Here is a 22,839-nt window from a genome sequence, read left to right as displayed (position 1 = left end):
CCGCATGAGTGGGCAGATCTCGGCTGGGGAGTTCCATGCGGCTGGTGGGGTTGAGGATTGGCGGTCCCTCTACCACCTGGTGTCGGCGCATTTCAGGACTGGATCGTTGGGTGAAGGCGTCGCGCTCGTTGAGGGGATCGGGCGCGTCGCCGGGGCGGCTGAGGAGCACTTGCGGGTCGACCTGCGAGCTGACGGGGCGACGGTTTCGTTGGGGCGGCGGGATGTCGACGCGGCCCGGCGGATCTCCGGGGTTGCGGCGTCGATGGGAATCGCGGCGGATCCGTCAGCGGTCCAGGTCGTGAACGTGACGCTGGATGCGCTGGTCGGCGAGGCGGTGTTGCCGTTCTGGCGGGCGGTGTTGGGGTACGGGCAACTCGGGGACGACTACCTGTTCGATCCCGTACGGCGGGGGCCGGCGTTCGGACTGCAACAGATGGATCTACCGAGGGGTGGGCGGAATCGGATGCATCTCGATGTGGCGGTGCCGCACGACCTGGCAAAGGCGCGGGTCACCGCGGCGTTGGCCGCTGGCGGGCGCCTGGTGTCGGACGAGCACGCGCCGAAGTGGTGGGTGCTGGCCGATGCCGAGGGCAACGAAGTGTGCATCGCCACCTGGGTCGGGCGCGAGTAGAGCTTGCCCGAAAGGGCAACGAGTGCAAGAGGCTTCGAGGCTGATGCAAATGTTTGCTTGAGGCCATCGCCTGCTCCTACTGTGCGAAGCGAAGCACGTTCGGGGAGGGTGGGCATGGAGGTCGAGATCGGGGTGCTCGGGCCGTTGCGGGTGACGGTGGCCGGGCAGGAGATCGAGGTTGGGTCGGGGCGGCTGCGGGCCGCGTTGGCGATGCTGGCCAGTGAGGTCGGGCGGCCGGTGTCGGTGGGCCGGCTCGCGCAGGCGGTGTGGGGCGAGGACCTTCCCGCCAACGTCCGGAACAGCACGCAGACGCAGATCATGCGGCTGCGGCGGCTGCTGGGTGGTTCGCTGATCCGGACCGAGGGCGACGGCTACCGGCTGGACGTCTCGCCGGACAGCGTGGACGCCGTACGGTTCGGCCGGCTGCTGTGCGAAGCACAAAGTGCGGCCAACCACACCGAGCAACAACGCTTGCTGACAGAGGCCCTCGAGCTGTGGAGAGGGCAACCCTTCGAGGGCGTCGCGTCGCAGTGGCTCAACGACGTCGAGGCCGAGCGGATGGTCGAGCTCTACCTGAGCGCCCGCGAGCATCGCGTCGACCTGGAGCTGACAGTTGGACGGCCAAGCGCGGTAGTGGCCGAGCTGCGTGAGCTGACGGCGCGGTTCCCGCTGCGGGAGGCGTTTTGGTCCCGGCTGCTCAAGGCGCTGAGGCAGTGCGGTCGTCCGGCCGAGGCACTGGCTTGCTACGAGGCAGTGCGGGTCCTGCTGGCCGACGAGCTCGGTGCTGATCCCGGTCCCGAGCTCAGACGCCAGTACGCCGAGTTGCTGGACTGCGAGGAGCAGCAGTCCGCCAAGCACGCCGTACCGCAACAGCTTCCGGCCGCACGTGGAGCGTTCGTCGGCAGGGCTCAGCAGCTGAAGGCACTCGACGAGGCAGTGGAGTCGACAACCGTTGTGCTGCACGGATTCGGCGGCATCGGCAAGACCGCGTTGGCCCTGCAGTGGGCGCAGCAGCGCAAGGAACTGTTCCCGGACGGGCAGCTGTTCATCGACCTGCAGGGGTACGGGCCGGGCGAGCTGGTCGACGCCCGCACTGCTTTAGCGAGCTTCCTGACCGGACTGGGCGTACCCGAACAGCAGATCCCGTACGACGTAGAAGCGCGCAGCTCACTGCTCCGTACGACACTGGCCGGTCGCCGCTGCCTGCTAGTACTCGACAACGCGCTCGACGCCGACCACGTCCGCCCCCTGATCCCGGGGCCGAATTCACTAGCCCTGGTCACCAGCCGCAACGAGCTGCACGGACTCGCCGTACGGGAAGGCGCGCCACGGATCGCACTCGACGAGCTGACAGCACAGGAGTCGATCGAGCTGCTCCGCGCGAAGACCGACGAGCAGGACAACGCCGTACTCGAAGAGCTCGCCGAGCTCTGCGGCTACATCCCCTTGGCCCTGTCGATCGCCGCGGTCCGCGCCGACGGCGACGTCGAGGCGATGACCAGCGAGCTGCGCGAACGCCGCCTGACCGCCCTGGCGATCGGTGACGAGAGCGGCGACCTGCGGGCCGTATTCGCCCGTTCGTACCAGGCACTCGACCCGTACGCCGCCCGCGCGTTCCGCCTGCTCGGGCTGCATTTCGGCTCCGAGTTCAGCACGTCGACCGCGGCCTGGCTGCTCGGCACCACGCCGTACGACGCCCGCGCCGTCCTCGACAACCTGGCCGACCAGCACCTGCTCTGCCGCACCCGCGGCAAGCGCTTCGAGTTTCACCAACTGGTCCGCGCGTACGCCGTCGAGCTCACCTGATGGCAGGTCCCTGACACCAGGGGTTTAACCCTCGTCAAATGTCGCACACTGACAGTGACGAGGCCTGCTGCTGGGGAGAGGGACCGATGAGCTACACGCCGCAATACGCCTGGCAGCCGCCGCCACCGCAGGCACCACCGCCTCCTGCTCCGAAGGCCGATCCGTTGGCCGTCGCGGTCGGCAACGCGTCGCTGCTCGGGATCGGCTACGTGCTGATGAAGCGCTGGGTGCTCGCGATCCTCAACCTGATGGTCGTCGGCGCGCTGCTGATCTTCCTGCTGGTACTGAAGCAGACGTGGTGCGAGATCGCACTGGTCGTCTGGTGGGTGCTGGTCGTCGCGCACGGGCTGTTCCTGGCCGCGCGGGCACCGCAGAAGGAGTCGGTTCTGGGCAAGCGCCTGGTCGCGCTCGGCATCACGATCCCTGTCCTGCTGGCGATCGGGCTCGTCCGGTACGACGCGAGCCGGATCGCGGGCAAGGTCTCCGACGCGCGCGAGGCGGGCGACTGCGCGAAGCTCACCGAAGCCCAGGAGGAGCTGTGGTTCGGGCACCGGATCGTCGACGCGCCGGGTACCGAGAAGGGTGACGCGGAGGTGCAGCTGTGCGGCCGCCTGGACGACGCGAAGGCTGTCCTGGCGACCGGGCTGACCGGTGACTACACGGCGCTGGAGGACGGGTTCGACACCCTCGGCTCGGTGCTGGCCGAGCCGGGCCACGACAAGACCGTCGACGTGACGCTGAAGGGCTGGCTCGACGGCCTGCCGGTGCCGGACCCGTGCCGCACGGTCCGGGTGACCGACTGGCTCCGGCAGCGTGAGGCGACCAACAACGTGCTCGACCAGTCGAAGGCGACCGTGACGAAGACGGCGCCGGCGGCGATCCTCGGGTGCGCGGATCGGCTGATGGGGCAGAAGAGCTGGGACGCCGCGCGGTCGTCGTACCAGCAGCTGGTCACGCAGTACCCGAAGGACTCGCGGGTGGCGAAGGCGCAGGCGGGGATCCGGCAGGCCACGCTGGCGATCGAGCTGACCAACGTGCGCAACCTGCTGGCGAACGACTCGTACTGCTCGAACCCGGCGCGGTACAGCGGCGCCCGGCCGTACGCGGGCGGTTTCAACTCGGGCATGTTCGAGGGCGACGACGAGTACACCAAGCGGCTCCCGGCGTCCTGGCGTGCCAGCGACGCCAGCAACGCGGTGGTGATCGTCTGTACCGAGGACGCGGTGGACGGTACGTCGCTGCGGACCTGTCCCTACCGGAGCGAGAAGAACCCGCAGAACATCTCCGACGTGACCTTTCACAAGGTGGCCGTGCCGGTGAAGGTCTACGAGCTGCGCACCGGGCGGATCGTGTCGAACACCCGCGTGCAGATCGACGGTCCGGACTGCCCGGCCCGGATCACCTACTCGACCTACCTGACCTCCTTCGACTACCCGCCGTCGAGCCTGCAGGTCATCCCGTCCACCGCGAGCGTCCAGGCGGCCTTCCGCTACCTGTTCCTGCGCTGACTCTCAGTGATCCCTTCGGCGGTTACCGTGGCCAAAGGGATCGCTGGGGGGAGTCGCTGGTGGGTCGTCAGGTACAGGTCGGGTTGCTGGGGCCGCTCGAGGTAGCCGTCGACGGCCGGCCTGTGCGAGTGACCGCTCCGGGCCAGCGGGCCCTGCTGGCCGCGCTGGCGGTGCGGACCGGCTGGGTCGACGCGGCTGAGCTGGCGGGTCAGCTGTGGGACAGGCGGCCGAGCAATCCCCGTGCTGCTTTGCAGAACGCCGTACTGCGGTTGCGGCGGGCGCTGGGAGTGGAGCAGGTCCAGTCCGGGCCTGCTGGGTACCAGCTGGTCGCTGACGTGGATGTCCGGCGGTTTGAAGAGCTGTGTGGGCAGGGCGCGGTCGACGCGGCGCTGGAGCTGTGGCGCGGAGAGCCCTTGGCGGACTGCGGGTCTGAGGTCCTGCGCCGCGCGTACATACCGGCGTTGACCGAGCGCTACCTGGGGGCTGTGGAGCGACGGAACGCCCCGGTGCTTGATGAGTTGCAGGAGCTGACTGGGCGGCACCCGTTGCGGGAGTCGCTGTGGGCGCGGCTGATCGTCGTACTGGAGCAGCTGGGTCGGCGGGACGAGGCGCTGGCCGCCTACGAAGCTGTACGGGCGCACCTGGCCGAGGAGCTCGGGGCTGACCCGTCGGAGGAGTTGCAGGAGGCCTACCGGCGGTTGAGCGAGCTGCCGGTGGGTGAGGACGGCTTGAGCGCCGTACGGCGAGGTAGTGGGCTGGCTGTCGTGTACGGCGAAGGCAAGACCGCGCTGGTACGGCAGTGGGCTCGGGAGCAGAGCTTTCCCGACGGAGAGATTCGCCTTGATTTGCAGGGGTCTGGTGCAGGGTGCTCGGACTTGCTGCGTGCCGTGGGGGTGACTGAGATCCCTGAGCGGTTGGAGGAGCAGTCCGCGCTCTTCCGTACGGTGACCGCTGGGCGGCGGATGCTTGTGCTGCTCGACAACGCACGGGATGCCGAGCAGGTGCGGCCGCTGCTGCCGGGTCGAGGCCCGATGGTCGTGGTGACCAGCCGGGCCCCGATCCAAGGCCTGCAGGTGCGTGAGGGCGCGGTCGCGATCAGAGCAGGGGGATGAGGATCGCCTCCTCGGTGTCGAGGTGGGTGGTGACCTCTGCGATCAGGCGATCGACTTCAGGCAGTACGTCGGCCGGGCGGCCGGTGTTGATCAGTTGCTGGAGGTCGTCGAGCAGGAAGGCGATCTTGTCGTGGTCGGCCTGCAGGGCGCCGATCTCCTGCGAGAGCTCGGGATAGCGGTCGAGCAGGGCCGGGAACATGCCCAGGCTCTCACCGGTGTGGTGGTTGTGCAGACCCTGGCAGAGGGTGAGGCAGTTGATCCGGAGCTGGGCGCCGAGTCCGACTGCTGCCGTTGACGATGCGGCGATTTCCTTACGGATCAAGGCGAGCTCGCGACGGAAGGCACCGTGCACGAGCAGCAGGTAATCGCCGAAGGACGAGACGCTCGGCGGACCGGCCTCGACCTGGGTGAGGGCGACGACCGGGATGGTCCGGGTGGTCTGGCGCTGGTACTCGCCCCATCCCGCGTCCGCCTCGACCAGGCGGGCGAAGGTCTCGTCGTGTTCGGCGCCTTGCAGGACCGACGCCTCGGCGTCGTACGTGAAAGCGCCGGTCTCGATGGTGACGCGGGGGTTGGCGCGCAGGTTGTGGTACCAGTCCGGGTGTTTCGGGCCGCCGCCGGCCGAGCCGACGACGAGGACGCGATCGGCGGTGTCGGGGTAGTAGCCCAGCACCGCCGTGTGCCGGCGGCCGCTGCGGGCGCCGGTGGTGGTGAGCAGGAGTAGTCGGGCCCCGTCGAACGGGCCGCCGACCCGGCCTTGGTTGGCGCGGAACTCCTGGATGATCTGTTCGGTGAAAGCGTTCAGCATTCAATTCCCATCTGGATTTGGGCATGACGAAGTGGCCCGCGAGTGAGCGCGGGAGGGGGTACGACGAAGCGCAGCAGTCAGTTGTGGAGTGGAAGAAGGCGCGGCAGCACTCACACGCCGATCAGGTGGAACAGGCGGGCCGCGATCGGCCCTCGCCGCGCTCAGAACGCGGCCGGGAACCCTACTCGTACTTGGCTCGAAGCCGACCCGGCAGTCACGTCAGGAATCGTACGGCATGGTGGGGCGCAAGAGAACAGGCTCTTCTTTCAGGGAGAATGCCGACGTGGACGAGATTCCGTTGCGCGACCGGTTGGTGCTGGCCGGCGTCGAGCTGCTCGAGGAGGAAGGGCTCGCGGCGTTGTCGTTGCGGGCGATCACTCGACGGGTCGGGGTTTCGCACGGGGCGCCGCGGCGGTACTTCCCGACCCACAACTCTTTGCTGGCGGCAATCGCGGCGACCGGGCTCGCCGATCTCGCCGGGCGGCTGACGCGGTCGGCTGATGGTGCGGCCCGTGACCAGTTGATCGAGCTCGGCCGGCGCTACCTCTCCTTCGCTGCCGAACGCCCGGCGATGTTCGAGCTGATCTTCCGCCACGACCTGCTGGAAGGTGCCGGAGGCAACCTTCGGACGACGACGCTCCCGCTGTTCGAGTCCCTGACGCGGATCATCGCCACGGTCACTCCGGACGACGCCGCCGAACGCACCGTCGCCCTCTGGACCAACTTGCACGGCCTCGCCGTCCTCCGCGCGACCAAGGCCCTCGACCTGATTCTCGACCCCGCCCACCTCGACACCTTCATCACCCGAGCCGTCGACGCCCACCTGAGCTAGCCCAGGTCGGCGGTCAGGCCGTAGTGGTCGCTCAGGGGTGGGTCTACGCCGACGAGAGCTGCTGACGTGATGGTGGCGCCGGTGGTGAAGATGTAGTCGATGCGGCGGTGGTGGTTGGACTGGCCGATCAGGTTCGCGATTTCCTTGCGGGCCAAGGGGTTCTCGGTGGTCCAGGTGTGGCCAGGGCCTTCGCCGGCGACAGCCCACGCGTCGTGGAAGTGAGTGCTGCGGCCGTCGAGGGACTGGAGCCCGGAGAGGAAGCGGATGCTCGCGGCGTCGGGGGTGGCGTTGAAGTCGCCCGCGAGGACGGTCGGGAGATCGTGGCGGGCGTGCAGGGTCGCGATGTCGAGGGCTTGGCGTTCGCGGGCGTGCTCGTGGTCCAGGCGCCACGGGGTGGTGGGCGTGATGGCCAGGAGCTGGTCATCGATGGTGGCGGCGAGGGTCCACCAGTGGGGATCGGTGCCGGGGCTCTCCAGTACGTCGGTGACGCGGTGCGGGCGACGGGTTGCGAGCGCCGTACCGTCGTGCTGGAAGAGCTTCGGGAGATTCGGCAGTACGTCGGACTGATGCGTGCGGTGGACAAGGTCCGTGCCCTCGAGGAGCTCGGCCAGTTGGTCGCCGTAGCAAACCTCTTGGAGCATCACGACGTCCGGCCGCAGGCGGCGGAGCTCGGCGTTGATCAGGGCGAAGCGCCGTGGGTCGCCGACGTCGTTCTGCACGTTCAGGGTGAGGACTCGCATCGGGGATCGAGTGCCCGATCGAGGCCTCGGCGAATCAGACGAGTTCGAGGCCGCCGTCGACCGTGAGGATCTGGCCTGTCAGCCAGGTGGTGGCAGGCGACGCCAGGTGGACCAGCCAGCGGGCTACCTCTGACGGGGTGCCTCGGCGGGCGAGGGGGATGCGGTCGGCCTCGTCGGCTTTGACCTGGTCGACGACGTGGGTGGGGAGGCCCGCGGCGGCGAGGGCTTCGGACTCCGTGGGGCCGGGAGCTACGGCGTTGACGCGGATCTGGTCGGGAGCGAGCTCGAGCGCCCAGCTGCGGGTCAGCTGCTCGATCGCGGCTTTGGCCGCGCCGTAGTGTGCGGCGCCCGCGATCGGGCGGTGGCCGAAGGTGCTGGAGACGTTGACGATCGCGCCCTGGGTGGCGCGCAGGTGCGGGAGCGCGGCCTGTGCGAGCAGGCTGGGGGCGGTGACGTTGACGGCGAAGAGTGCGTCGATGCGCTTCGCCGAGACGTCAGATAGCGGCATCAGGTCGAAGACCCCGGCGTTGTTGATGAGCGCGTCCAGCCGGCCGAAGCGTTCGACGGCAGTGTCGATGACTTGGGAAGCGGCATCTTCTGCACAGAGGTCGACAGAAAGTATTTCGGCACCGGACAGCTCAGCTGTCTCCTCCAGAGCTTCCAGGCGACGACCGACAGCCAGTACGTCGGCGCCCGCCTGGGCGAACAGCTGAGCGGCAGCCCGACCGATTCCCGAGCCCGCACCGGTGACGATCACAGTCCGTCCGGCAAAGTCCTGCACAACATCCTCCATCGTTCGATGTTCGTAGAACGTCGAACAAGCTACCATCGACAGCATGCGCGCGACCCAGCACCCCGACCTGGCCGAGATCGGGCTGACCGAGGTGATGGCGGCCCTGAGTGACCCGGTCCGGGTCGGCTTGGTCCGCGTCCTGGCCGACGGCGCGGAACGCGGCTGGGGCGAACTGCGGGCCCCGGTCGCCAAATCGACCCTCAGCCACCATTTGCGCGTTCTGCGCGACGCCGGCCTCACTCGAACTCGCAAAGAAGGCACCCGCTGCTGGGTGACCCTGCGTGGCGAGGACGTCGAATCGAGGTTCCCCGGCCTGATGTACGCCGTACTGGCGGCGGCCGAGGCAGACGGGACCGGCGACCAGGTCGGCCTGGAGACCCGCTGATCGTCACGCAGCGTGAAGGCCAGAATTCAGAATGCGACAATTCCGCGTTCCGGACCGTTCAGGACTGAAATCCTCCGGGATTCTCCTGAAAAAGGTGGAGGAAACGTGTAACGGACTTCACCTTGTGACGATAAAAGGTTCGAGCGGCCTGGCTGGGGGGCTTGGTGGACGCTCCGGTGCTTCTTCGGGATCACCGGTTTTGTGGAGGGGGCCCCAGTAGGTGCTCGCCCGGGGCGGGGCGAGCACCTGCACGGGGCACCTTCCGAAATGGGGGGTAGTAAATGGGGGGAAGTAACAAGGGGGGAACACGGGGAACTCTCTAGGGGGGCCTGAGAGCGAACCAAAACGAAAGGGCCGGCGTCGACCAGGTGGGTCGACGGCGGCTCTTTCGTCTGTCCGGGACAGGCCCGGGGTGCTAGCCCTTGATGCCCACGTTCGCCATTCCCTCGACGAACCGCTTCTGCGCGAAGACGAACATCACGATCATCGGCAGCGTCGCCAGCGCCGTACCGGCCATCAGGTACGGCCACTGCACCTCCGCCGGGTTCTGCGCGAAGATCGCCAGTCCCAGCTGCAGCGGGCGCATCGCGTCCGACGTGGTGATCATCAGCGGCCACAGGAACCCGTTCCAGGCCGCCTCGATCTGGAACACGCAGATCGTGATCAGGGCCGGCTTGATCAGCGGGGTCATGATCCGCCAGAAGATGCCGAACTCCCCCAGCCCGTCGACCCGCGCCGCCTGAGCCAGCTCGTTCGGGATCGAGACGTAGAACTGCCGGGCCAGGAAGGTGAACAGCGGCGCCGCCCCGAGCGGGATGATCAGGCCCCACCACGAGTTCAGCCAGCCGATGCCGCCCTGGCCGAGGATGTTGTTCCCGCCGAACAGCGGGATCGACTTCACGATCAGGAACAGCGGTACCAGGATGATCTGGAACGGCACCATCAGCAGCAGGATGAAGTAGCTGAGCAGCGCCTTCGCGCCCCGGATCGGCAGCTTCGCCAGCGCGTACCCGGCCGTCGTACAGACCGCCAGCGTGAACGCCGTCTCGCCGACCGCGATGATCAGGCTGTTGCGGAAGTACCGCAGGAACGGCGCCGTCTGCATCGCCTCGACGAAGTTGTGCCAGCGCAGCTCGCCGGGCAGCCAGGAGAACTTGGTGATCTCCAGCTCGCTCTTGAACGCCGTCAGCACCATCCACAGGAACGGCGTGATCATCAGGAGCGCGCCGACCGTCAGGGCGACGTACAGGACGATCCGGCCGGTGCGGACCGACGACTCCTTGGTCTCACCGACCACGGACACCGTTGCGCTAGTCATTGACATCCGCCCTCTGCAGCAGGCGTCCGAGACCGATGAAGACCGCGATCAGGATCATCATGATCACCGTCTCGGCGGACGCGTAGCCGAGTCGGAGTGCCTGGAACGCGTTCTGGTAGATGTCGAGCACCAGCACCGTGGTTTCGGTACCGGGACCGCCCTTGGTCATCACGTAGACCAGGTCGAACACCTGGAAGGTGCCCACGATCGACGTGATCAGGACGAAGAACTGGACCGGGCCGAGCGCGGGCCAGGTGACGTTGACGAACCGCTGCCAGCGGCCGGCGCCGTCCAGGGACGCGGACTCCACCAGATCCCGCGACACCCCCTGCAGAGCGGCCAGGTAGATGATGATCTTGGTGCCCAGGCCCTGCCAGATGCCGACCACCATCAGCGACGGCAGCGCGGTCCCCGGATCGGACAGCCAACTGCTGGGCGCGAAGCCGAACAGGCTGAGGAAGCCGTTCGCCAGGCCCGAGCCCGGGTTGTAGATCCACAGCCAGATCGTCGCCACCGCGACCGTCGCGGTGACGGTCGGGATGTAGAACGCGGTCCGGAAGAAGCCGAGCCCGCGGATCTTCTGGTTCAGCCCGAGCGCGATGAACAGCGAGATCGCCATCGAGATCGGGATCACCACGACGGCGTACAGGATTGTGTTCTTCAGCGCGGCCCGGAAGTCGGCGTCGTTGAACAGGTCGGAGTAGTTCTGGAACCCGACCCAGGCCCAGGAGTCACCGAAGCTGTAGTCGGTGAAGCTCAGGCCGATCGCGAAGATCACCGGGATCACGATGAAGATCCCGGAGTGCAGCAGCGCCGGCGCGATCAGCACCCAGCCGGCCCGGACCTGGCTGCGGATCAGCTTGCGGCTGTCCTTGCCGGGGGCAACCGTACGGGGCGCCGTCAGGGCGGGGCTGGGACGTTCGAGGGTCGCGCTCATCGGGACTGTCCTGCCAGGTTGGCCAGCACCTTGGCGGGATCCTTCTGACCGAGGACCGCCTGGGTGAGCTGGGAGTCGAAGTTGAACCGCATCTCCAGCCAGTTCGACGGCGGGCTGTTCTCGTTGACCGTGTACGGCAGACCCTCGGCGACGAACTTGCTCAGCGGGTTCGACTTGGCCTGCGGCGAGTTCGCCGCGTCCTTGTACGCCGGGAGCTTCTTGTTCAGCTTGGCCATCGCGTCCAGCGTGGCCGGCTGCGTCAGCGACTCGATGAACGCGAAGCCCGCCTCCTTGTGCCGGCTGCGCGAGCCGATCGAGGCGAGGTCACCACCGACGTACTCGATCTCCTTGCCGCTGTTGAACCGGAAGAACTTCAGGTCGTCGCAGGTCGCCTGGCCGAGACCCTTCTCGGAGCAGTCGATGGCGCCGCCGACGATGCCCATCGCGGCCTCGCCGCTGTAGACCAGAGGCTGCTGGGCGGCGTTCTGCTGCCCGTACTTCTGGACGTTGTTGATCATCGACTTGATCCAGTTGAGGGTCTCCAGACCCTTCTCGTTGTTGAAGTTCGGCTCCTGGTTCACGTACAGCGGCGTCCCGGTCGAGGCCAGGAACGTGACGAACGGCTGGCGGAAGCTGGTCGCTCCGGCCAGGTCGAACCCGCTGCGGGTGATGTTGCCGTCCTTGTCCCGCTTGGTGAGCTTCTCGGCCGCGACCTTGATCTCGGCCAGCGAGGTCGGCGGGTCGTTCGGATCGAGACCCGCCTCCTTGAAGGCACTGATCCGCAACGCCACGGCGCGGGCGTCGGCCAGCAGCGGGTAGGCGTAGATCCGGTCCTGGTACGAGACCGCCGGGATCAGCGCGCCGACGCTCTTGGTCTTGATCACGTCGGGGGTCACCCCGAAGTCGCCGAGATCGGCGAAGATCCGCTTGGCCGCGAACGGCTGCACCCAGCCGACACCGGTCACCATCACGTCGTACGGGATGCCGGCCGCGATCGAGGTCGAGATCTTCTCGTTCAGGTTGTTGTACGTCGCGAAGTCGGGCTCGACCTTCATCTTCGGATACTTCTTCGAGAAGTCGGCCACCACCTTCGCGAACTCCTTGCGGCCCTCGTTGCTGGCCGGGAACGACGGGAGCAGCACGCGCAGCGTCCCGGTCGCCTCGGCAGGCGGGACGCCGTCCGTACTCTTGTCGATCACCCCGTTGCCACAAGCGCTCGCGACCAGTCCGACCGCGGCCACCAGCACCGCCAACCCAGCACTACGTCTCACAGGGGAACTCCTTCGCTGCCGTGTGCTCCCGGTCCAGTCACGACCGGCGCACCGAGTGCAGCGAAAGTATGGGAAAGGGCTTTCCTCGTCAATACCCTGGCGCTCGAATGATCAAATTCGATCAAGGAGTGCCGCTCCGCAGGACTCTCGGACGCGGAGTTCCGGCAGGAGGCTCAGGTGCTGGGTCGCCGATCGCCGGCCCGGGCCGGCCTTCAGGCGGCGCAGGAGCAGCTCGCAGGCGGTCTGGCCGAGCTGGAGCTTGGGCGGGCAGACGGCGGTGAGCGGTACGACGGCGAGCGCGGCGGTCTCGTCGTTGTACGCGATCACCGACAAGTCGTCGGGGACCCGGAGGCCCCGTTCCATGGCGCGTTCGACCAGGCGCGCGGCGTGCTCGTCGGAGTGGACGAGGACGGCGTTGGCGCCGTGGGACTCGCACTCGGCCAGGAAGGCGTCGAGCTGGGCGATCGTGTCGGGATCCTCGCCGCGGGCGGGGAGGGCGACCGGCGAGACGAACAGGTCGACACCGAGCGCGGCCGCGGCCTCCGCGATGCCCTGCCGCAGCCAGTACGCCGTGACGCTGGCGTTCAGGTTGATCCCGATCCGGCGGTGACCGAGCGAGACCAGGTGACGCAGCGCGAGCATCGCGCCGTACGCGTGGTCGGTCCGGACGTGGTCGTACTCGTTCACCACGTCGGGGAAGCCGAACGCGCGCTCCATCAGGACGACCGGGACGTCGATCGCGTCGAGCCGGCGGCCGGTCTCGGCGGCGCGGTTGTCGCCGAGCGCGGTCGCGAGCAGCAGGCCGGCGACGCCGAGGCTGAGGATCTTGTCGATCCGCTCCTGCTCGACCTGGACGTCGTACCCGGAGACGCCGAGCACCAGGCGCGCGCCGTACCGGTCGGCCATCGCCTCGGCGCCGCGGATCACGTCGGTGTAGTAGAACGTCGAGCTGGGCACGACCAGGCCGACCGTCAGCTGGCTGCCCGGGTTCGACGTGCCGGCCGAGCCCGTCCCGACCGCGCCGCCGTGCACCCGCCGGAGCATTCCGGCGGCATCCAGCTCCGCGAGATCACGGCGTACTGTGATCGCGGAGACGCCGAGCTCGGCAGCCAGTTCAGCCACTCGGAGCCGGCCGTGCCGGCGCAGGCTTCGCAGGATCAGCTCGTGGCGCTCCGGTGCAAGCATGCGGCTCGGCCCCCAATGTGCGCTGTGATCTGCTCGTGATTGTTTGTGATCATACGATCATCTCTGTGCCAAGGAACCAGGAGGAACCGGTGTGAGCGACGCCACCAGCCGGACCAACGTCGTGATGTCGAAGCTCTCGCTGGTCGGCGACCTGCTGATGCTGCAGCTCGTCTTCCTGCTGCTGAGCCTCGGCATCGTCACGCTGTTCCCGGCCGCGTTCGCGCTCCAGCGGGTGCTGCCGTACGCGATCGGGCAGGAGCATCCGGCGCTGATGCGACGGTTCTTCACCGAGTTCAAGTGGTGCTTCAAGCGCTTCTGGCTGTCCGGACTCGCCCTGTACTTCGGCGGAGTGGCCCTCGCGTTCGGGCTGTTCTTCTGGGCCTCGACCAACGGTCCGGTCCGGATCTTCGCGCTGGCCATTTTGGTTCCGCTCAGCGGCATGATCGTCGGGCTCTATCTGAGCGCACTAGCGGTGATGCCGAAGGCCGAGGACGACGCGACCACACGCAGCGTCTTCCGTGCGGCGAACCTCTTCCTGCTTCGGCGGTCACTGCCGGTTGCCGGAGGGGTGGTCGGGCTGGCCACGTGGTTCCTGGTGGTCGGACGGCTGCCAACACTGTTCGTGATCGGATCGGGGCTGGTACCGGCGCTGCTCGCGTACTGGATCTCGCGGCCGCCGCGGACCCGTCAGGAAAAAACTTCGGGGACCATGTCAAATTGAGCCGCTCTGGTTCGACGTAGGGGTGTAAGCAACCTACGGACCAGAGGAGAACCAGCATGTACGCGACCACCGATTCCCTGGCGACGACGCCGGCCGTGCAGGGCAGCGGCAGGTCCCGCTGGCTCGCCCTCTACACGCTCTGCGCGGGCATGCTGATGATCGTGCTCGACGTGACCGTGGTGAACGTGGCGCTGCCCGCGATCCAGGACGATCTGGGCTTCACCAGCTCGTCGCTCGCCTGGGTCGTGAACGCCTACCTGATCGCCTTCGGCGGCCTGCTCCTGCTGGCCGGGCGGCTCGGTGACCTGCTCGGACGGCGCAACATCTTCGTCGCGGGACTGGCCCTCTTCACCGCCGCGTCCGTGTGGTGCGGACTGGCCGGATCGCAGGAGATGCTCGTCGCAGCCCGGTTCCTGCAGGGTGTCGGTGGCGCGCTGACCTCCGCGGTGATCCTGGGCATGATCGTCACGCTGTTCCCGGAGCCGCGCGAGCAGGCCAAGGCGATCGGCGTCTACGCGTTCGTCGCCTCCGCCGGCGGCTCGATCGGTCTGCTCGCCGGTGGCGTGCTGACCCAGGCGATCAGCTGGCACTGGATCTTCTTCATCAACCTGCCGATCGGGATCGCGACCGCGTGGCTCGCCGTCAAGCTGATCGCCAAGGACAAGGGCCTCGGCCTGGGCCGTGGGACCGACGTACCGGGTGCTGTGCTGATCACCGCGGCGCTGATGGTCGGCGTCTTCACCATCGTCAGCCCGGCCGCCGAGCTCGGCTGGACCGCGCCGCGGACGATCGCGCTCGGTGCGCTGACGCTGACGCTGCTGGCCTGCTTCATCGTTCGTGAGTCGACCGCCGCCAACCCGCTGGTGCCGCTGCGGATCTTCCGCTCCCGCACGCTGACCGGGGCGAACCTGGTCCAGGCGCTGTCGTCGTCCGGGATGTTCGGCATCTTCTTCCTCGGCTCGCTCTACCTGCAGCGCGTGCTCGGGTACGACGCGCTGGAGATCGGGCTGGCGTTCCTGCCGACGACGCTGGTGATGGGGCTGCTGTCGGTCAAGTACTCCGAGAAGCTCGTGATGCGCTTCGGCCCGCGCCGCCCGCTGATCGCCGGACTGTCGCTGATTGTCGTCGGGCTGGTCCTGTTCACCCAGGCGCCGGTCGGCGGAAGCTACGTCGTCCACGTCCTCCCGGTCCTGATCCTGCTCGGCCTGGGCGGCGGCATCTGCTTCCCGGCGCTGATGGGCCTGTCGATGGCCGATGTGAAGCCCGAGGACGCCGGTCTCGCCTCCGGCCTGATCGGTACGACGGCCGAGGTCGGCGCCGCCCTGGGCCTGGCCGTCCTGGCCACCCTCTCGGCCACCCGCACCGAGTCCCTGGCCACCGCCGGCAAGCCCGCCCTCGACGCCCTGACCAGCGGCTTCCACTACTCCTTCGCCGTAGCCGCCGCCATCGTCGCGGCGTCGGTAGTCATCGCCTGCACCCTGATGCGGCCGAAGACTTCGGAGTCCACCATCACCGACGACGAGTCGGCCGAGGTCCTCGAAGCCGCCTGACAGCCTTACCCGGTGGCCCGCTGTCCCGTCAGGGGCGGCGGGCCGCCTCTTGTGCTGGTGCCTGCAGCCTGCGCTGCTCCCGATGGACGGCGTACACCGAGAACACCACGCCGATCGGGCAGCCGACCAGGACGCCGATCCGGTCGCCGAAGGCCATTGCCACCAGGACGAAGAAGCAGTTCACCATCAGCACGACGATGGCCGCGCCGTTCAGGACCGGGTGGGCCCGGGCCCACCGGTCCGCGCCTCCGTCGGCCATCGCTTTGGCTCCGACGGTGACCCCGAGGGCCGCCAGACAGAGGAACGCTGCGAACGCGATCTCGTGCGGGGCGTGGTCGTCGCGCAGGTTGACAAGCGTCACCACGGCGAAGACCACGGTCGCGTAGCGCACCAGGAGCGGTGGTGGCGTCAGCGACCCGTCCTTGAACATCTTCCAGCCGATCCCCCTCATGAGTTCGGATCATGAGGGCGGGACCGGGGTTTGTCCACAAGGTTGGGGGCGGGAGTCGCCGTTGGTCGGTGGGATGGGGAAGGATGTGGGCGGAAGTCAGTTGGACGTAGAGGGGAACGGCACAGTGAGTTTGCAGTCGATCGAGCAGCGGATCGCCGACGAGCTGGAAGTCGGGGTCGGGCAGGTGAAGGCGGCGGTCGGGCTGCTGGACGAGGGCTCGACGGTCCCGTTCATCGCGCGGTACCGCAAGGAGGTCACCGGGGAGCTCGACGACGCGCAGCTCCGCGATCTCGAGGAGCGCCTGCGGTACCTGCGGGAGCTCGAGGAACGCCGGAAGACCGTGCTGGAGTCGATCGAGAGCCAGGGCAAGCTGGACGACGCCCTGAAGGCCTCGATCCTCGCCGCGGAGACCAAGTCGCGGCTGGAGGACATCTACCTGCCGTTCAAGCCGAAGCGGCGGACCAAGGCGATGATCGCCCGCGAGGCCGGGCTCGAGCCGCTGGCCGACGGACTGCTGAGCGACCCGACGTACGAGCCGCTCGCCGCGGCGGCGGTGTTCGTGAACGCCGAGCTGGGCGTCGCCGACCCGCAGGCCGCGCTGGACGGCGCCCGGGCGATCCTGGTCGAGAGGTTCGCCGAGGACGCCGACCTGATCGGCGAGCTGCGTGAGCGGCTGTGGAGCCAGGGCCGGCTCGCGTCCGCCGTACGGGAGGGCAAGGAGACCGACGGGGCGAAGTTCTCCGACTACTTCGACTTCGACGAGCCGTTCGGCAAGATGCCGTCGCACCGGATCCTCGCGATGTTCCGCGGCGAGAAGGAGGACGTGCTCTCGCTGACCGTCGAGCCGCTGCCGGCCGGCGTCGAGGTGGACGGCCCGACCGAGTACGAGTCGACCATCGCCCGCAAGGTCGGCGTCGAGAACCAGGGCCGCCCGGGCGACAAGTGGCTGGTCGACACGGTCCGCTGGGCCTGGCGGACCAAGATCCTGGTGCACCTGGGCATCGACCTGCGGATGCGCCTGCGGCAGACCGCCGAGGACGAGGCGGTCCGTGTCTTCGCGGCGAACCTACGCGACCTGCTGCTGGCCGCCCCGGCCGGCACCCGCGCCACGATGGGCCTCGACCCGGGCTTCCGGACCGGCGTCAAGGTCGCCGTCGTCGACGCGACCGGCAAGGTGACCGCCACCGGCGTCATCTACCCGCACGTCCCGCAGAACCAGTGGGACAAGTCGATCGCCCAGCTGGCCGCGCTCTGCGCCGCGCACCAGGTCGACTTGATTGCCATCGGCAACGGTACGGCGTCGCGCGAGACCGACAAGCTGGCCGCGGAGCTGATCGCCAAGCACCCGGACCTGAAGCTGACGAAGGCTGTGGTTTCGGAGGCCGGCGCGTCGGTTTACTCGGCGTCGGCGTTCGCCTCCCAGGAACTGCCCGGCATGGACGTCTCGCTGCGCGGCGCGGTCTCGATCGCCCGCCGGCTGCAGGACCCGCTGGCCGAGCTGGTCAAGATCGACCCGAAGTCGATCGGCGTCGGCCAGTACCAGCACGACCTCCCGGAGAACTCGCTGTCCCGCTCGCTCGACGCTGTCGTCGAGGACTGTGTGAACGCCGTTGGCGTCGACCTCAACACGGCGTCCGCGCCGCTGCTCACCCGGGTCTCCGGCATCACGCAGGGCCTGGCGGACAACATCGTCCAGCACCGCGACGTCCACGGGCCGTTCGCATCCCGTACGGCGCTGAAGGAGGTGCCGCGGCTGGGCCCGAAGGCGTTCGAGCAGGCGGCCGGGTTCCTCCGGATCCCCGACGGCGCCGACCCGCTGGACTCCTCCAGCGTGCACCCGGAGGCGTACCCGGTGGTCCGCCGGATCATCGACAAGACCGGCTCCGACCTGAAGGCGCTGATCGGCAACACGTCCGCGCTGCGTTCGGTGAAGGCGGCCGAGCTGGTCGACGAGACGTTCGGTCTGCCGACGGTGACGGACATCCTGGCCGAGCTGGAGAAGCCGGGGCGGGACCCGCGGCCGGCGTTCAAGACGGCGTCGTTCGCCGAGGGCGTGGACAAGATCGGCGACCTGAAGCCGGGGATGAAGCTCGAGGGGCAGGTCACCAACGTGGCGGCCTTCGGTGCGTTCATCGACATCGGCGTGCACCAGGACGGGCTCGCCCACGTCTCGGCGCTGTCGAAGACCTACGTGAAGGACCCGCGTGAGGTGGTCAAGCCGGGCGACATCGTCAAGGTCAAGGTGCTCGAGGTCGACATCCCGCGGCAGCGGATCTCGCTGACCCTGCGCCTGGACGACGAGGTCGGCGCGCCGACGTCGGGACGCTCGGGCGGCGGTCAGAACCGCGGGCCGAGTGGACAAGGCGGCGGTGGACGCGGGCCGGGCCAGGGTGGCGGCGGTCGCGGTCCTGGCGGTCAGGGCGGCGGGCGTGGGCCGGGTGGACGTGGTCCGGGCGGCGGTCAGGGTGGACGCGGCGGCCAGGGCCAGGGTGGTCAGGGCGGCAAGGAGACCCCGATGGACGAGGGCTCGCTCGCGGACGCCTTCCGGAAGGCGGGCTTCACCGTCCGGTGACCCGTACGCCGTGTTGACGGCAGTGCCCGGGCAGCCCCCGGGAACTGCCGGAACGGTCGGTGCCCGGGCAGTCCCGGGGAACAGTCGGACGACCGGTGCCCTGGGCGGTCCCGGAGAACAGCCAGACGGCCGGTGTCCCGGAGAGGTCTCCGGGACACCGGCCGTCGGCTCAACGGCAGCTGACGGTCAGTTCTCCTGGATGGAGAAGTCCGTGAAGTCGAAGCGCTGCTTGGTGTTACCGGTGGACACGACCTCCACGCCGTAGTCGACCTGCCAGGTCGTGGCCTTCGGAGCCCAGCCGCGCGAGGTCATGTCGTTGAAGAAGCTGGCCAGCGGCATGGTGCCGGACTTCTGCGTCACCCGCGACACGTAGGCGGTGTAGCCGGACGTGTGCCACACGTCGTAGGTGAAGCCACCGAACTCCACCGTGCCGACCTTCTGCCCGGCCGGGACCTGACCCTTGTTGTCGGTCCAGATCATCAGCTCGTTGTTCAAACCGTCGCCGATCCACGCGTCGAACGCGACGTTGTAGATGCACGCCGAGCAGTTCGCGGGAGTGGTCGCGGCGAACTTGGCCGACTGGATCTTGGACAGCGGGACGTCGTCGTAGTCCTTGTGCACGTTCGGGTACGCCTGGACGCCCTTGTCACCCGGCAGCGGCTGCGTGACGTCGACGTACCAGCTGTTGTAGTTGCAGGCGCCCAGCGCGTACGTGCCGTTCTCGTTGTTCCACATGTTGTTGTGGACGTAGTACGCGCCGAACGTCCGACCCTCGCCCTGGTTGTTGTTCGAGCTCGTGGTCCACACCGGGTTGGTGCAGTTCCCGACCGGACTGGTCGTCGACGTCGGAGTCGACGTGGTGGGGGTGGCGGTCGGAGTCGACGTAGTCGTCGTCGGGGTCGACGTCGGCGTTGAGGTCGGCGGGGTGGTGGTCGGGGGCGGGGTGCTCGTCGGCGGCTTGGTCGGCGTGTTCGTGGCCGTCGGCGTCGGGGTGGTCGGCTGCGTCGGGGCCGCGGCGAAGTCGTAGTGCGCGGTGTAACGGAGCGTGGTCCCGGCCCTGTACCTCTCACCGGTGCGGCTGTACGCCCGGAGACGGTAGCTTTCGTCGGTGGTGCGACCCGGGTCGATCGAGATGATCGCCGGTCCGGCCGGAGTCGCCGTGATGGCGGTCGGCTTGTCGGCGAAACCGTGCAGGACGGTACAGCTGGAGTACGCGTCCAGGACGCACGTTTCCACGCGGCCGACGCTCGGGAGGGTCGAAGCCGTGCTGTCCGCGGCGGTCGCGGTCGCAGCGACGGGAGAGTCCTTGGCCGCCTGAACGGCGATCGGTGCGGCTACCAGCGCACCCAGGGCAAGGAACACAGCTGGGATGACGAGGCGGCTTCGGCCAGTTCGGATGGGGGGCATGCGAGACGTTCCTCTGCTCGACGGGCCACCACTGACTGCCCCAGCACTCCAGCGGCGGCCCACAAAAGATTTTCTGTTGGATCCCCAGAAGGCCAGGACAGCCGAACCCCGATGGGCCGGTCCGGTCCGGGCAGACCGGCGGGTGAAGCTTGCCGGCCATGTCGGTCTCGTTCGCTCTCAGGCGTACGGCGCCCGACGTTATCGAACCGTGACCGACAAGACAACTCGGGGCATCACTTTCACGCAGAGTATCCGAGGCGTCAACGGGCTCGGGGCGGTCGGGACGGGGCTGGAGTGTCCGTTCGGTGGGTTGATGTCCGCCCGGTTCAGTTTCCCGCCAGCAGAGCGAGGTCGAGCAGGCGGTCCAGGTCGGCTGGTGTTGGTTCTTTTCCCAGCAGGCCAGCCAGAGCTTCCAAGGTGGTCAGCAGGTCTTGGCGGACTGCTCTGGGTGATCGGCCTTGGGCCTCTGCCAACTGCTTGGTGACCTGTAGTGCGCGGGGGCTGAGGTTGTCGGCGATGCGGCCGGAGAGGTCGCTCGGGCCGAGGCCGCTGCGGCCGGAAGAAGAACGAGGGAGGTCGGTGGGCGGGTCTTCCAGCTCGACCCGAAGTGTTGTCCCAAGGGCCTCGGCCAGGCGGGTGAGGGTGGCGACGGTGGGGTTGCCTCGGCCGTTTTCCAGGTTGGCTATGTAGGGGACGGACAGGCCCGCGTCGACGGCTACCGAGGCGATGGTTCGGCCGGCGGTTTTGCGGCGGTCTCTGAGTTCTGCGCCTAGGTCCACGGGATCAGACTATCTTGTCAGGACAGTGTTGCCTAGAAATGTTTTGTGGGGATAGTGTCCGCCGGGTGAGCATCTGGGGGAATCGGGACTTTCGGTTGGTGTGGACCAGCGGCGCCGTGTCGGGGGTCGGGTCCTGGTTGCTGGTGGTGGCGATTCCGTTTCATGTGTTCCAGCTGACGGGGTCGGCGGCGGCGACCGGACTGACCTTGGCGTTGGAGGCGTTGCCCGCGCTGCTGCTCGGGCCGTGGGCCGGCGTGCTGCTGGATCGATGGGATCTGGCGCGGGCGATGTGGGTGGCCGATCTGGTCAGCGCGGCAGCCGTCGGGTTGATCCTGTTCGCCGACCGGCCGGAGCGCTTGTGGATGATCTACCTGGCCGTCCTGGTCGAGAACATGGCGACGACCGTCTTCCGGCCGGCGTCGCGAGCGTTGCTGCCAAGCGTCGTGGGGACCGGGCCGGAACTGGCGGCCGCCAACGCGGCAAGGGCCTTCGCGGGAAGCGTGACCCGACTGGGAGCGCCGCCGCTCGGTGCGTTGCTGCTGGCCGGACCAGGCATCACGTTCGTGCTCGTCGTCGACATCGTGAGCTACTTGTTGTCAGCAGCAACGATCGCCGCCGTCAGGACCCGACCGGAGCGAGCACCGCATCAACCACTGAGGCCACTCGCAGGACTCCAGTACGCCGTACGCTCGAAGCCCCTGCGCGGCCTGCTGGCCGGCAACGGTGTCTTCCTGATCGCCAACGCCGGGCTGACCGCGTTGCTCGTGCCATTGATGGTCGACCGGCTCGACGCGCCCGGCTACACGATCGGCTACGTGTTCTCCGGCCTCGGCGCCGGCTACCTGCTCGGCGCCGCGATCAGCGTGAAAGCCCTGTCCTGGTTGGGAATTCGCGACCTCATCGCGGCGACCCAGTTCGCGACCGGCGCGGCGTTCTTCGCGCTGGTGAACGCGCCGAACATCCCGTTCGCGATAGCAGCCGCCGTACTGATCGGCCTGCCCGGCAGCGTCCTGCTGATCACCACCGAGACGACCGTGCAGCGCATCACCACCCCGAACATGCTCGCGCAGGTCGGCGCGTTGTTCTTCGCGGTCGACGCGCTCGCAGCGGTTGTCGGCGCGCTCGCCGCACCGGCGCTCACGCTGGTCGCCGAGCTGCCGGTGACGCTCAATCTGCTGGCCGCGTTCGCCGTACTGGCTGCGCCGCTCACGCTGTACGCCGTACCGGGCCATCCGGCGGAGCTGACGCGGAAGCCCTCCTAGACCAGGTCGTCCAGGTGGCCGCCGGGGTCGCCGAGGTGCACGGCGGTTGCCTTGGGCGCGTATCCGAGGCGGCGGTAGATGCGGTCGGCCCCTTCGTCACCGGGAGTGAGCCAGGCGAGGTCGGCGCCGGCTGAGAACGCCTGCTGGGTCGCGTACGCCGTCGCGAGCGCACCGAAGCCGCGGCGTCGGTGCGTGTGCAGCGTGCCGACGCCGGCGACCTCGGTGACGCCGTCGGCGATCGCGGTCCAGGACGCGGTCGCGACCGCGACCCCGTCCTCACGGATCAGGACAGCGCCGCCGGCCGAAGGGTCGGGCTGGAAGGTGGTGACGACGTCCTCGGTCTCGTACGCGTCGGCGGCGACCGCGTTGGACTCGGCGTGGTCCTCAGGTGTCGCGACGAGCGCGGCGGTGATGCCGTCGGGGAACTCGGGGACGACGAGGTCGGCCGGCTCGACCGCCAGGAGGGGCGGGCGGGAGCGGATGACCATGCCGTGCTCGGTGAGGGCTTCGGCGAGGCCGGGGTTGGCTTCCTCGATCAGTTCGCCGTGCAGCCAGCGGCCCTCGGCGGCGAAAGCCAGGCGGATGGTTTCGAGCGCCCACGAGACCTCGTCGGGATCGAACGGAGCGCCCGGGTCGGACGCGAGCATGCTCGAGAGGAACCACACGTCGTCGTCGTGCAGCAGCCCGACCAGCGGGCCGGCGACGATTTGGCGGCGGCTCCGGGTGAGCCCTGACAACTGAGCGGCGGCAATCCGCGCTGCGATCCCCATC

21 protein-coding genes are annotated in these 22,839 nt (G+C 68.5%); 10 read left to right on the top strand and 11 right to left on the bottom strand.

The genetic code is table 11. The features are described from left to right. The first annotated feature begins 4 nt into the window (after window positions 1-4). The 4 genes from ACYVIO_RS08345 to ACYVIO_RS08330 all read left to right on the top strand — a co-directional run bounded on the left by ACYVIO_RS08345 (window position 5) and on the right by ACYVIO_RS08330 (window position 5,057). Window positions 5-631 (top strand): VOC family protein, encoded by a 627-nt coding sequence (locus ACYVIO_RS08345; protein ID WP_460650073.1) that lies wholly within the window; start codon window positions 5-7, stop codon window positions 629-631. 114 nt (window positions 632-745) lie between these two features. Continuing rightward, window positions 746-2,437, top strand: a complete 1,692-nt coding sequence (locus ACYVIO_RS08340; RefSeq protein ID WP_460650072.1) for an AfsR/SARP family transcriptional regulator — start codon at window positions 746-748, stop codon at window positions 2,435-2,437. A gap of 86 nt (window positions 2,438-2,523) precedes the next feature. Beyond that, a complete protein-coding gene (locus ACYVIO_RS08335; protein WP_460650071.1) occupies window positions 2,524-3,945 on the top strand; it encodes a tol-pal system YbgF family protein in 1,422 nt (473 codons plus the stop codon). Between the two features lie 59 nt (window positions 3,946-4,004). Then, a complete protein-coding gene (locus ACYVIO_RS08330; RefSeq protein ID WP_460650070.1) occupies window positions 4,005-5,057 on the top strand; it encodes an AfsR/SARP family transcriptional regulator in 1,053 nt (350 codons plus the stop codon). On the opposite strand, the gene ACYVIO_RS08325 is transcribed toward ACYVIO_RS08330, so the two are convergent. Beyond that, window positions 5,041-5,865, bottom strand: coding sequence for a nitroreductase/quinone reductase family protein (locus ACYVIO_RS08325; protein WP_460650069.1), 825 nt, complete (start codon window positions 5,863-5,865; stop codon window positions 5,041-5,043). The genes ACYVIO_RS08330 and ACYVIO_RS08325 overlap by 17 nt on opposite strands. Before the next feature lie 283 nt (window positions 5,866-6,148). Here ACYVIO_RS08325 and ACYVIO_RS08320 point away from each other — a divergent pair, with 283 nt between their 5' ends. Continuing rightward, window positions 6,149-6,697 (top strand): TetR/AcrR family transcriptional regulator, encoded by a 549-nt coding sequence (locus tag ACYVIO_RS08320; protein ID WP_460650068.1) that lies wholly within the window; start codon window positions 6,149-6,151, stop codon window positions 6,695-6,697. Here ACYVIO_RS08320 and ACYVIO_RS08315 read toward each other — a convergent pair. Together ACYVIO_RS08315 and ACYVIO_RS08310 are read right to left on the bottom strand one after the other, a co-directional pair. After that, window positions 6,694-7,437, bottom strand: a complete 744-nt coding sequence (locus ACYVIO_RS08315; RefSeq protein ID WP_460650067.1) for an endonuclease/exonuclease/phosphatase family protein — start codon at window positions 7,435-7,437, stop codon at window positions 6,694-6,696. The two genes, ACYVIO_RS08320 and ACYVIO_RS08315, sit on opposite strands and share 4 nt — an antisense overlap. 34 nt (window positions 7,438-7,471) lie before the next feature. Further along, a complete protein-coding gene (locus tag ACYVIO_RS08310; RefSeq protein WP_460650066.1) occupies window positions 7,472-8,230 on the bottom strand; it encodes an SDR family NAD(P)-dependent oxidoreductase in 759 nt (252 codons plus the stop codon). A 43-nt stretch (window positions 8,231-8,273) separates the two neighbouring features. On the opposite strand from ACYVIO_RS08310, the gene ACYVIO_RS08305 reads away from it, so the two are divergent. After that, the gene (locus ACYVIO_RS08305; RefSeq protein WP_460650065.1) at window positions 8,274-8,615 is read left to right on the top strand and encodes an ArsR/SmtB family transcription factor; all 342 of its coding nucleotides are present in this window, start codon (window positions 8,274-8,276) and stop codon (window positions 8,613-8,615) included. Between the two features lie 415 nt (window positions 8,616-9,030). Here the strand turns inward: ACYVIO_RS08305 and ACYVIO_RS08300 are convergent, their stop codons facing one another. The 4 genes from ACYVIO_RS08300 to ACYVIO_RS08285 form a co-directional block, all read right to left on the bottom strand. After that, complete coding sequence (locus ACYVIO_RS08300; protein WP_460650064.1) at window positions 9,031-9,933, bottom strand: carbohydrate ABC transporter permease; 903 nt, start codon at window positions 9,931-9,933, stop codon at window positions 9,031-9,033. Continuing rightward, a complete protein-coding gene (locus ACYVIO_RS08295) occupies window positions 9,926-10,870 on the bottom strand; it encodes a carbohydrate ABC transporter permease (RefSeq protein ID WP_460650063.1) in 945 nt (314 codons plus the stop codon). The genes ACYVIO_RS08300 and ACYVIO_RS08295 overlap by 8 nt, the downstream gene beginning before the upstream one ends. Further along, a complete protein-coding gene (locus tag ACYVIO_RS08290) occupies window positions 10,867-12,141 on the bottom strand; it encodes an extracellular solute-binding protein (RefSeq protein WP_460650062.1) in 1,275 nt (424 codons plus the stop codon). Before ACYVIO_RS08290 ends, ACYVIO_RS08295 begins: the two co-directional genes overlap by 4 nt. 111 nt (window positions 12,142-12,252) lie before the next feature. Next, window positions 12,253-13,326, bottom strand: a complete 1,074-nt coding sequence (locus ACYVIO_RS08285; RefSeq protein WP_460650061.1) for a LacI family DNA-binding transcriptional regulator — start codon at window positions 13,324-13,326, stop codon at window positions 12,253-12,255. Window positions 13,327-13,417: 91 nt separating this feature from the next. Between ACYVIO_RS08285 and ACYVIO_RS08280 the strand changes: the two genes are divergently transcribed. Both ACYVIO_RS08280 and ACYVIO_RS08275 read left to right on the top strand, forming a co-directional pair. Continuing rightward, complete coding sequence (locus ACYVIO_RS08280) at window positions 13,418-14,047, top strand: DUF624 domain-containing protein (RefSeq protein ID WP_460650060.1); 630 nt, start codon at window positions 13,418-13,420, stop codon at window positions 14,045-14,047. A 56-nt stretch (window positions 14,048-14,103) separates the two neighbouring features. Then, complete coding sequence (locus ACYVIO_RS08275) at window positions 14,104-15,597, top strand: DHA2 family efflux MFS transporter permease subunit (RefSeq protein WP_460650059.1); 1,494 nt, start codon at window positions 14,104-14,106, stop codon at window positions 15,595-15,597. Between the two features lie 28 nt (window positions 15,598-15,625). Here ACYVIO_RS08275 and ACYVIO_RS08270 read toward each other — a convergent pair whose 3' ends face one another. Further along, window positions 15,626-16,048: a hypothetical protein gene (locus ACYVIO_RS08270; RefSeq protein WP_460650058.1), complete on the bottom strand. Its 423-nt coding sequence runs from the start codon at window positions 16,046-16,048 to the stop codon at window positions 15,626-15,628. A gap of 124 nt (window positions 16,049-16,172) precedes the next feature. Here ACYVIO_RS08270 and ACYVIO_RS08265 point away from each other — a divergent pair, with 124 nt between their 5' ends. Continuing rightward, a complete protein-coding gene (locus ACYVIO_RS08265; protein ID WP_460650057.1) occupies window positions 16,173-18,620 on the top strand; it encodes a Tex family protein in 2,448 nt (815 codons plus the stop codon). A gap of 186 nt (window positions 18,621-18,806) precedes the next feature. Here the strand turns inward: ACYVIO_RS08265 and ACYVIO_RS08260 are convergent, their stop codons facing one another. Further along, window positions 18,807-20,027, bottom strand: a complete 1,221-nt coding sequence (locus ACYVIO_RS08260; RefSeq protein WP_460650056.1) for a GH12 family glycosyl hydrolase domain-containing protein — start codon at window positions 20,025-20,027, stop codon at window positions 18,807-18,809. A gap of 326 nt (window positions 20,028-20,353) precedes the next feature. Beyond that, window positions 20,354-20,806, bottom strand: coding sequence for a helix-turn-helix domain-containing protein (locus tag ACYVIO_RS08255; protein ID WP_460650055.1), 453 nt, complete (start codon window positions 20,804-20,806; stop codon window positions 20,354-20,356). Window positions 20,807-20,871: 65 nt separating this feature from the next. Here ACYVIO_RS08255 and ACYVIO_RS08250 point away from each other — a divergent pair, with 65 nt between their 5' ends. Further along, entirely contained in the window at window positions 20,872-22,068 is a 1,197-nt protein-coding gene (locus tag ACYVIO_RS08250) for an MFS transporter (RefSeq protein ID WP_460650054.1), read from the top strand. Here the strand turns inward: ACYVIO_RS08250 and ACYVIO_RS08245 are convergent. Continuing rightward, window positions 22,065-22,838, bottom strand: coding sequence for a GNAT family N-acetyltransferase (locus tag ACYVIO_RS08245; RefSeq protein WP_460650053.1), 774 nt, complete (start codon window positions 22,836-22,838; stop codon window positions 22,065-22,067). The two genes, ACYVIO_RS08250 and ACYVIO_RS08245, sit on opposite strands and share 4 nt — an antisense overlap. Window position 22,839 lies beyond the last annotated feature (1 nt).

It is taken from the genome of Kribbella endophytica, assembly GCF_054781295.1.
The sequence above is the reverse complement of the archived record's forward strand: the minus strand, read 5'-3'. Positions and strand labels throughout refer to the sequence as shown.

Coding starts and splice junctions, on each gene's coding strand:
- ACYVIO_RS08345 (WP_460650073.1), top strand. CDS start 5: ATGAGTGGGCAGATCTCGGCTGGGGAGTTCCATGCGGCTGGTGGGGTT.
- ACYVIO_RS08340 (WP_460650072.1), top strand. CDS start 746: ATGGAGGTCGAGATCGGGGTGCTCGGGCCGTTGCGGGTGACGGTGGCC.
- ACYVIO_RS08335 (WP_460650071.1), top strand. CDS start 2,524: ATGAGCTACACGCCGCAATACGCCTGGCAGCCGCCGCCACCGCAGGCA.
- ACYVIO_RS08325 (WP_460650069.1), bottom strand. CDS start 5,865: ATGCTGAACGCTTTCACCGAACAGATCATCCAGGAGTTCCGCGCCAAC.
- ACYVIO_RS08315 (WP_460650067.1), bottom strand. CDS start 7,437: ATGCGAGTCCTCACCCTGAACGTGCAGAACGACGTCGGCGACCCACGG.
- ACYVIO_RS08310 (WP_460650066.1), bottom strand. CDS start 8,230: ATGGAGGATGTTGTGCAGGACTTTGCCGGACGGACTGTGATCGTCACC.
- ACYVIO_RS08305 (WP_460650065.1), top strand. CDS start 8,274: ATGCGCGCGACCCAGCACCCCGACCTGGCCGAGATCGGGCTGACCGAG.
- ACYVIO_RS08300 (WP_460650064.1), bottom strand. CDS start 9,933: ATGACTAGCGCAACGGTGTCCGTGGTCGGTGAGACCAAGGAGTCGTCG.
- ACYVIO_RS08295 (WP_460650063.1), bottom strand. CDS start 10,870: ATGAGCGCGACCCTCGAACGTCCCAGCCCCGCCCTGACGGCGCCCCGT.
- ACYVIO_RS08285 (WP_460650061.1), bottom strand. CDS start 13,326: ATGCTTGCACCGGAGCGCCACGAGCTGATCCTGCGAAGCCTGCGCCGG.
- ACYVIO_RS08275 (WP_460650059.1), top strand. CDS start 14,104: ATGTACGCGACCACCGATTCCCTGGCGACGACGCCGGCCGTGCAGGGC.
- ACYVIO_RS08270 (WP_460650058.1), bottom strand. CDS start 16,048: ATGAGGGGGATCGGCTGGAAGATGTTCAAGGACGGGTCGCTGACGCCA.
- ACYVIO_RS08260 (WP_460650056.1), bottom strand. CDS start 20,027: ATGCCCCCCATCCGAACTGGCCGAAGCCGCCTCGTCATCCCAGCTGTG.
- ACYVIO_RS08245 (WP_460650053.1), bottom strand. CDS start 22,838: ATGGGGATCGCAGCGCGGATTGCCGCCGCTCAGTTGTCAGGGCTCACC.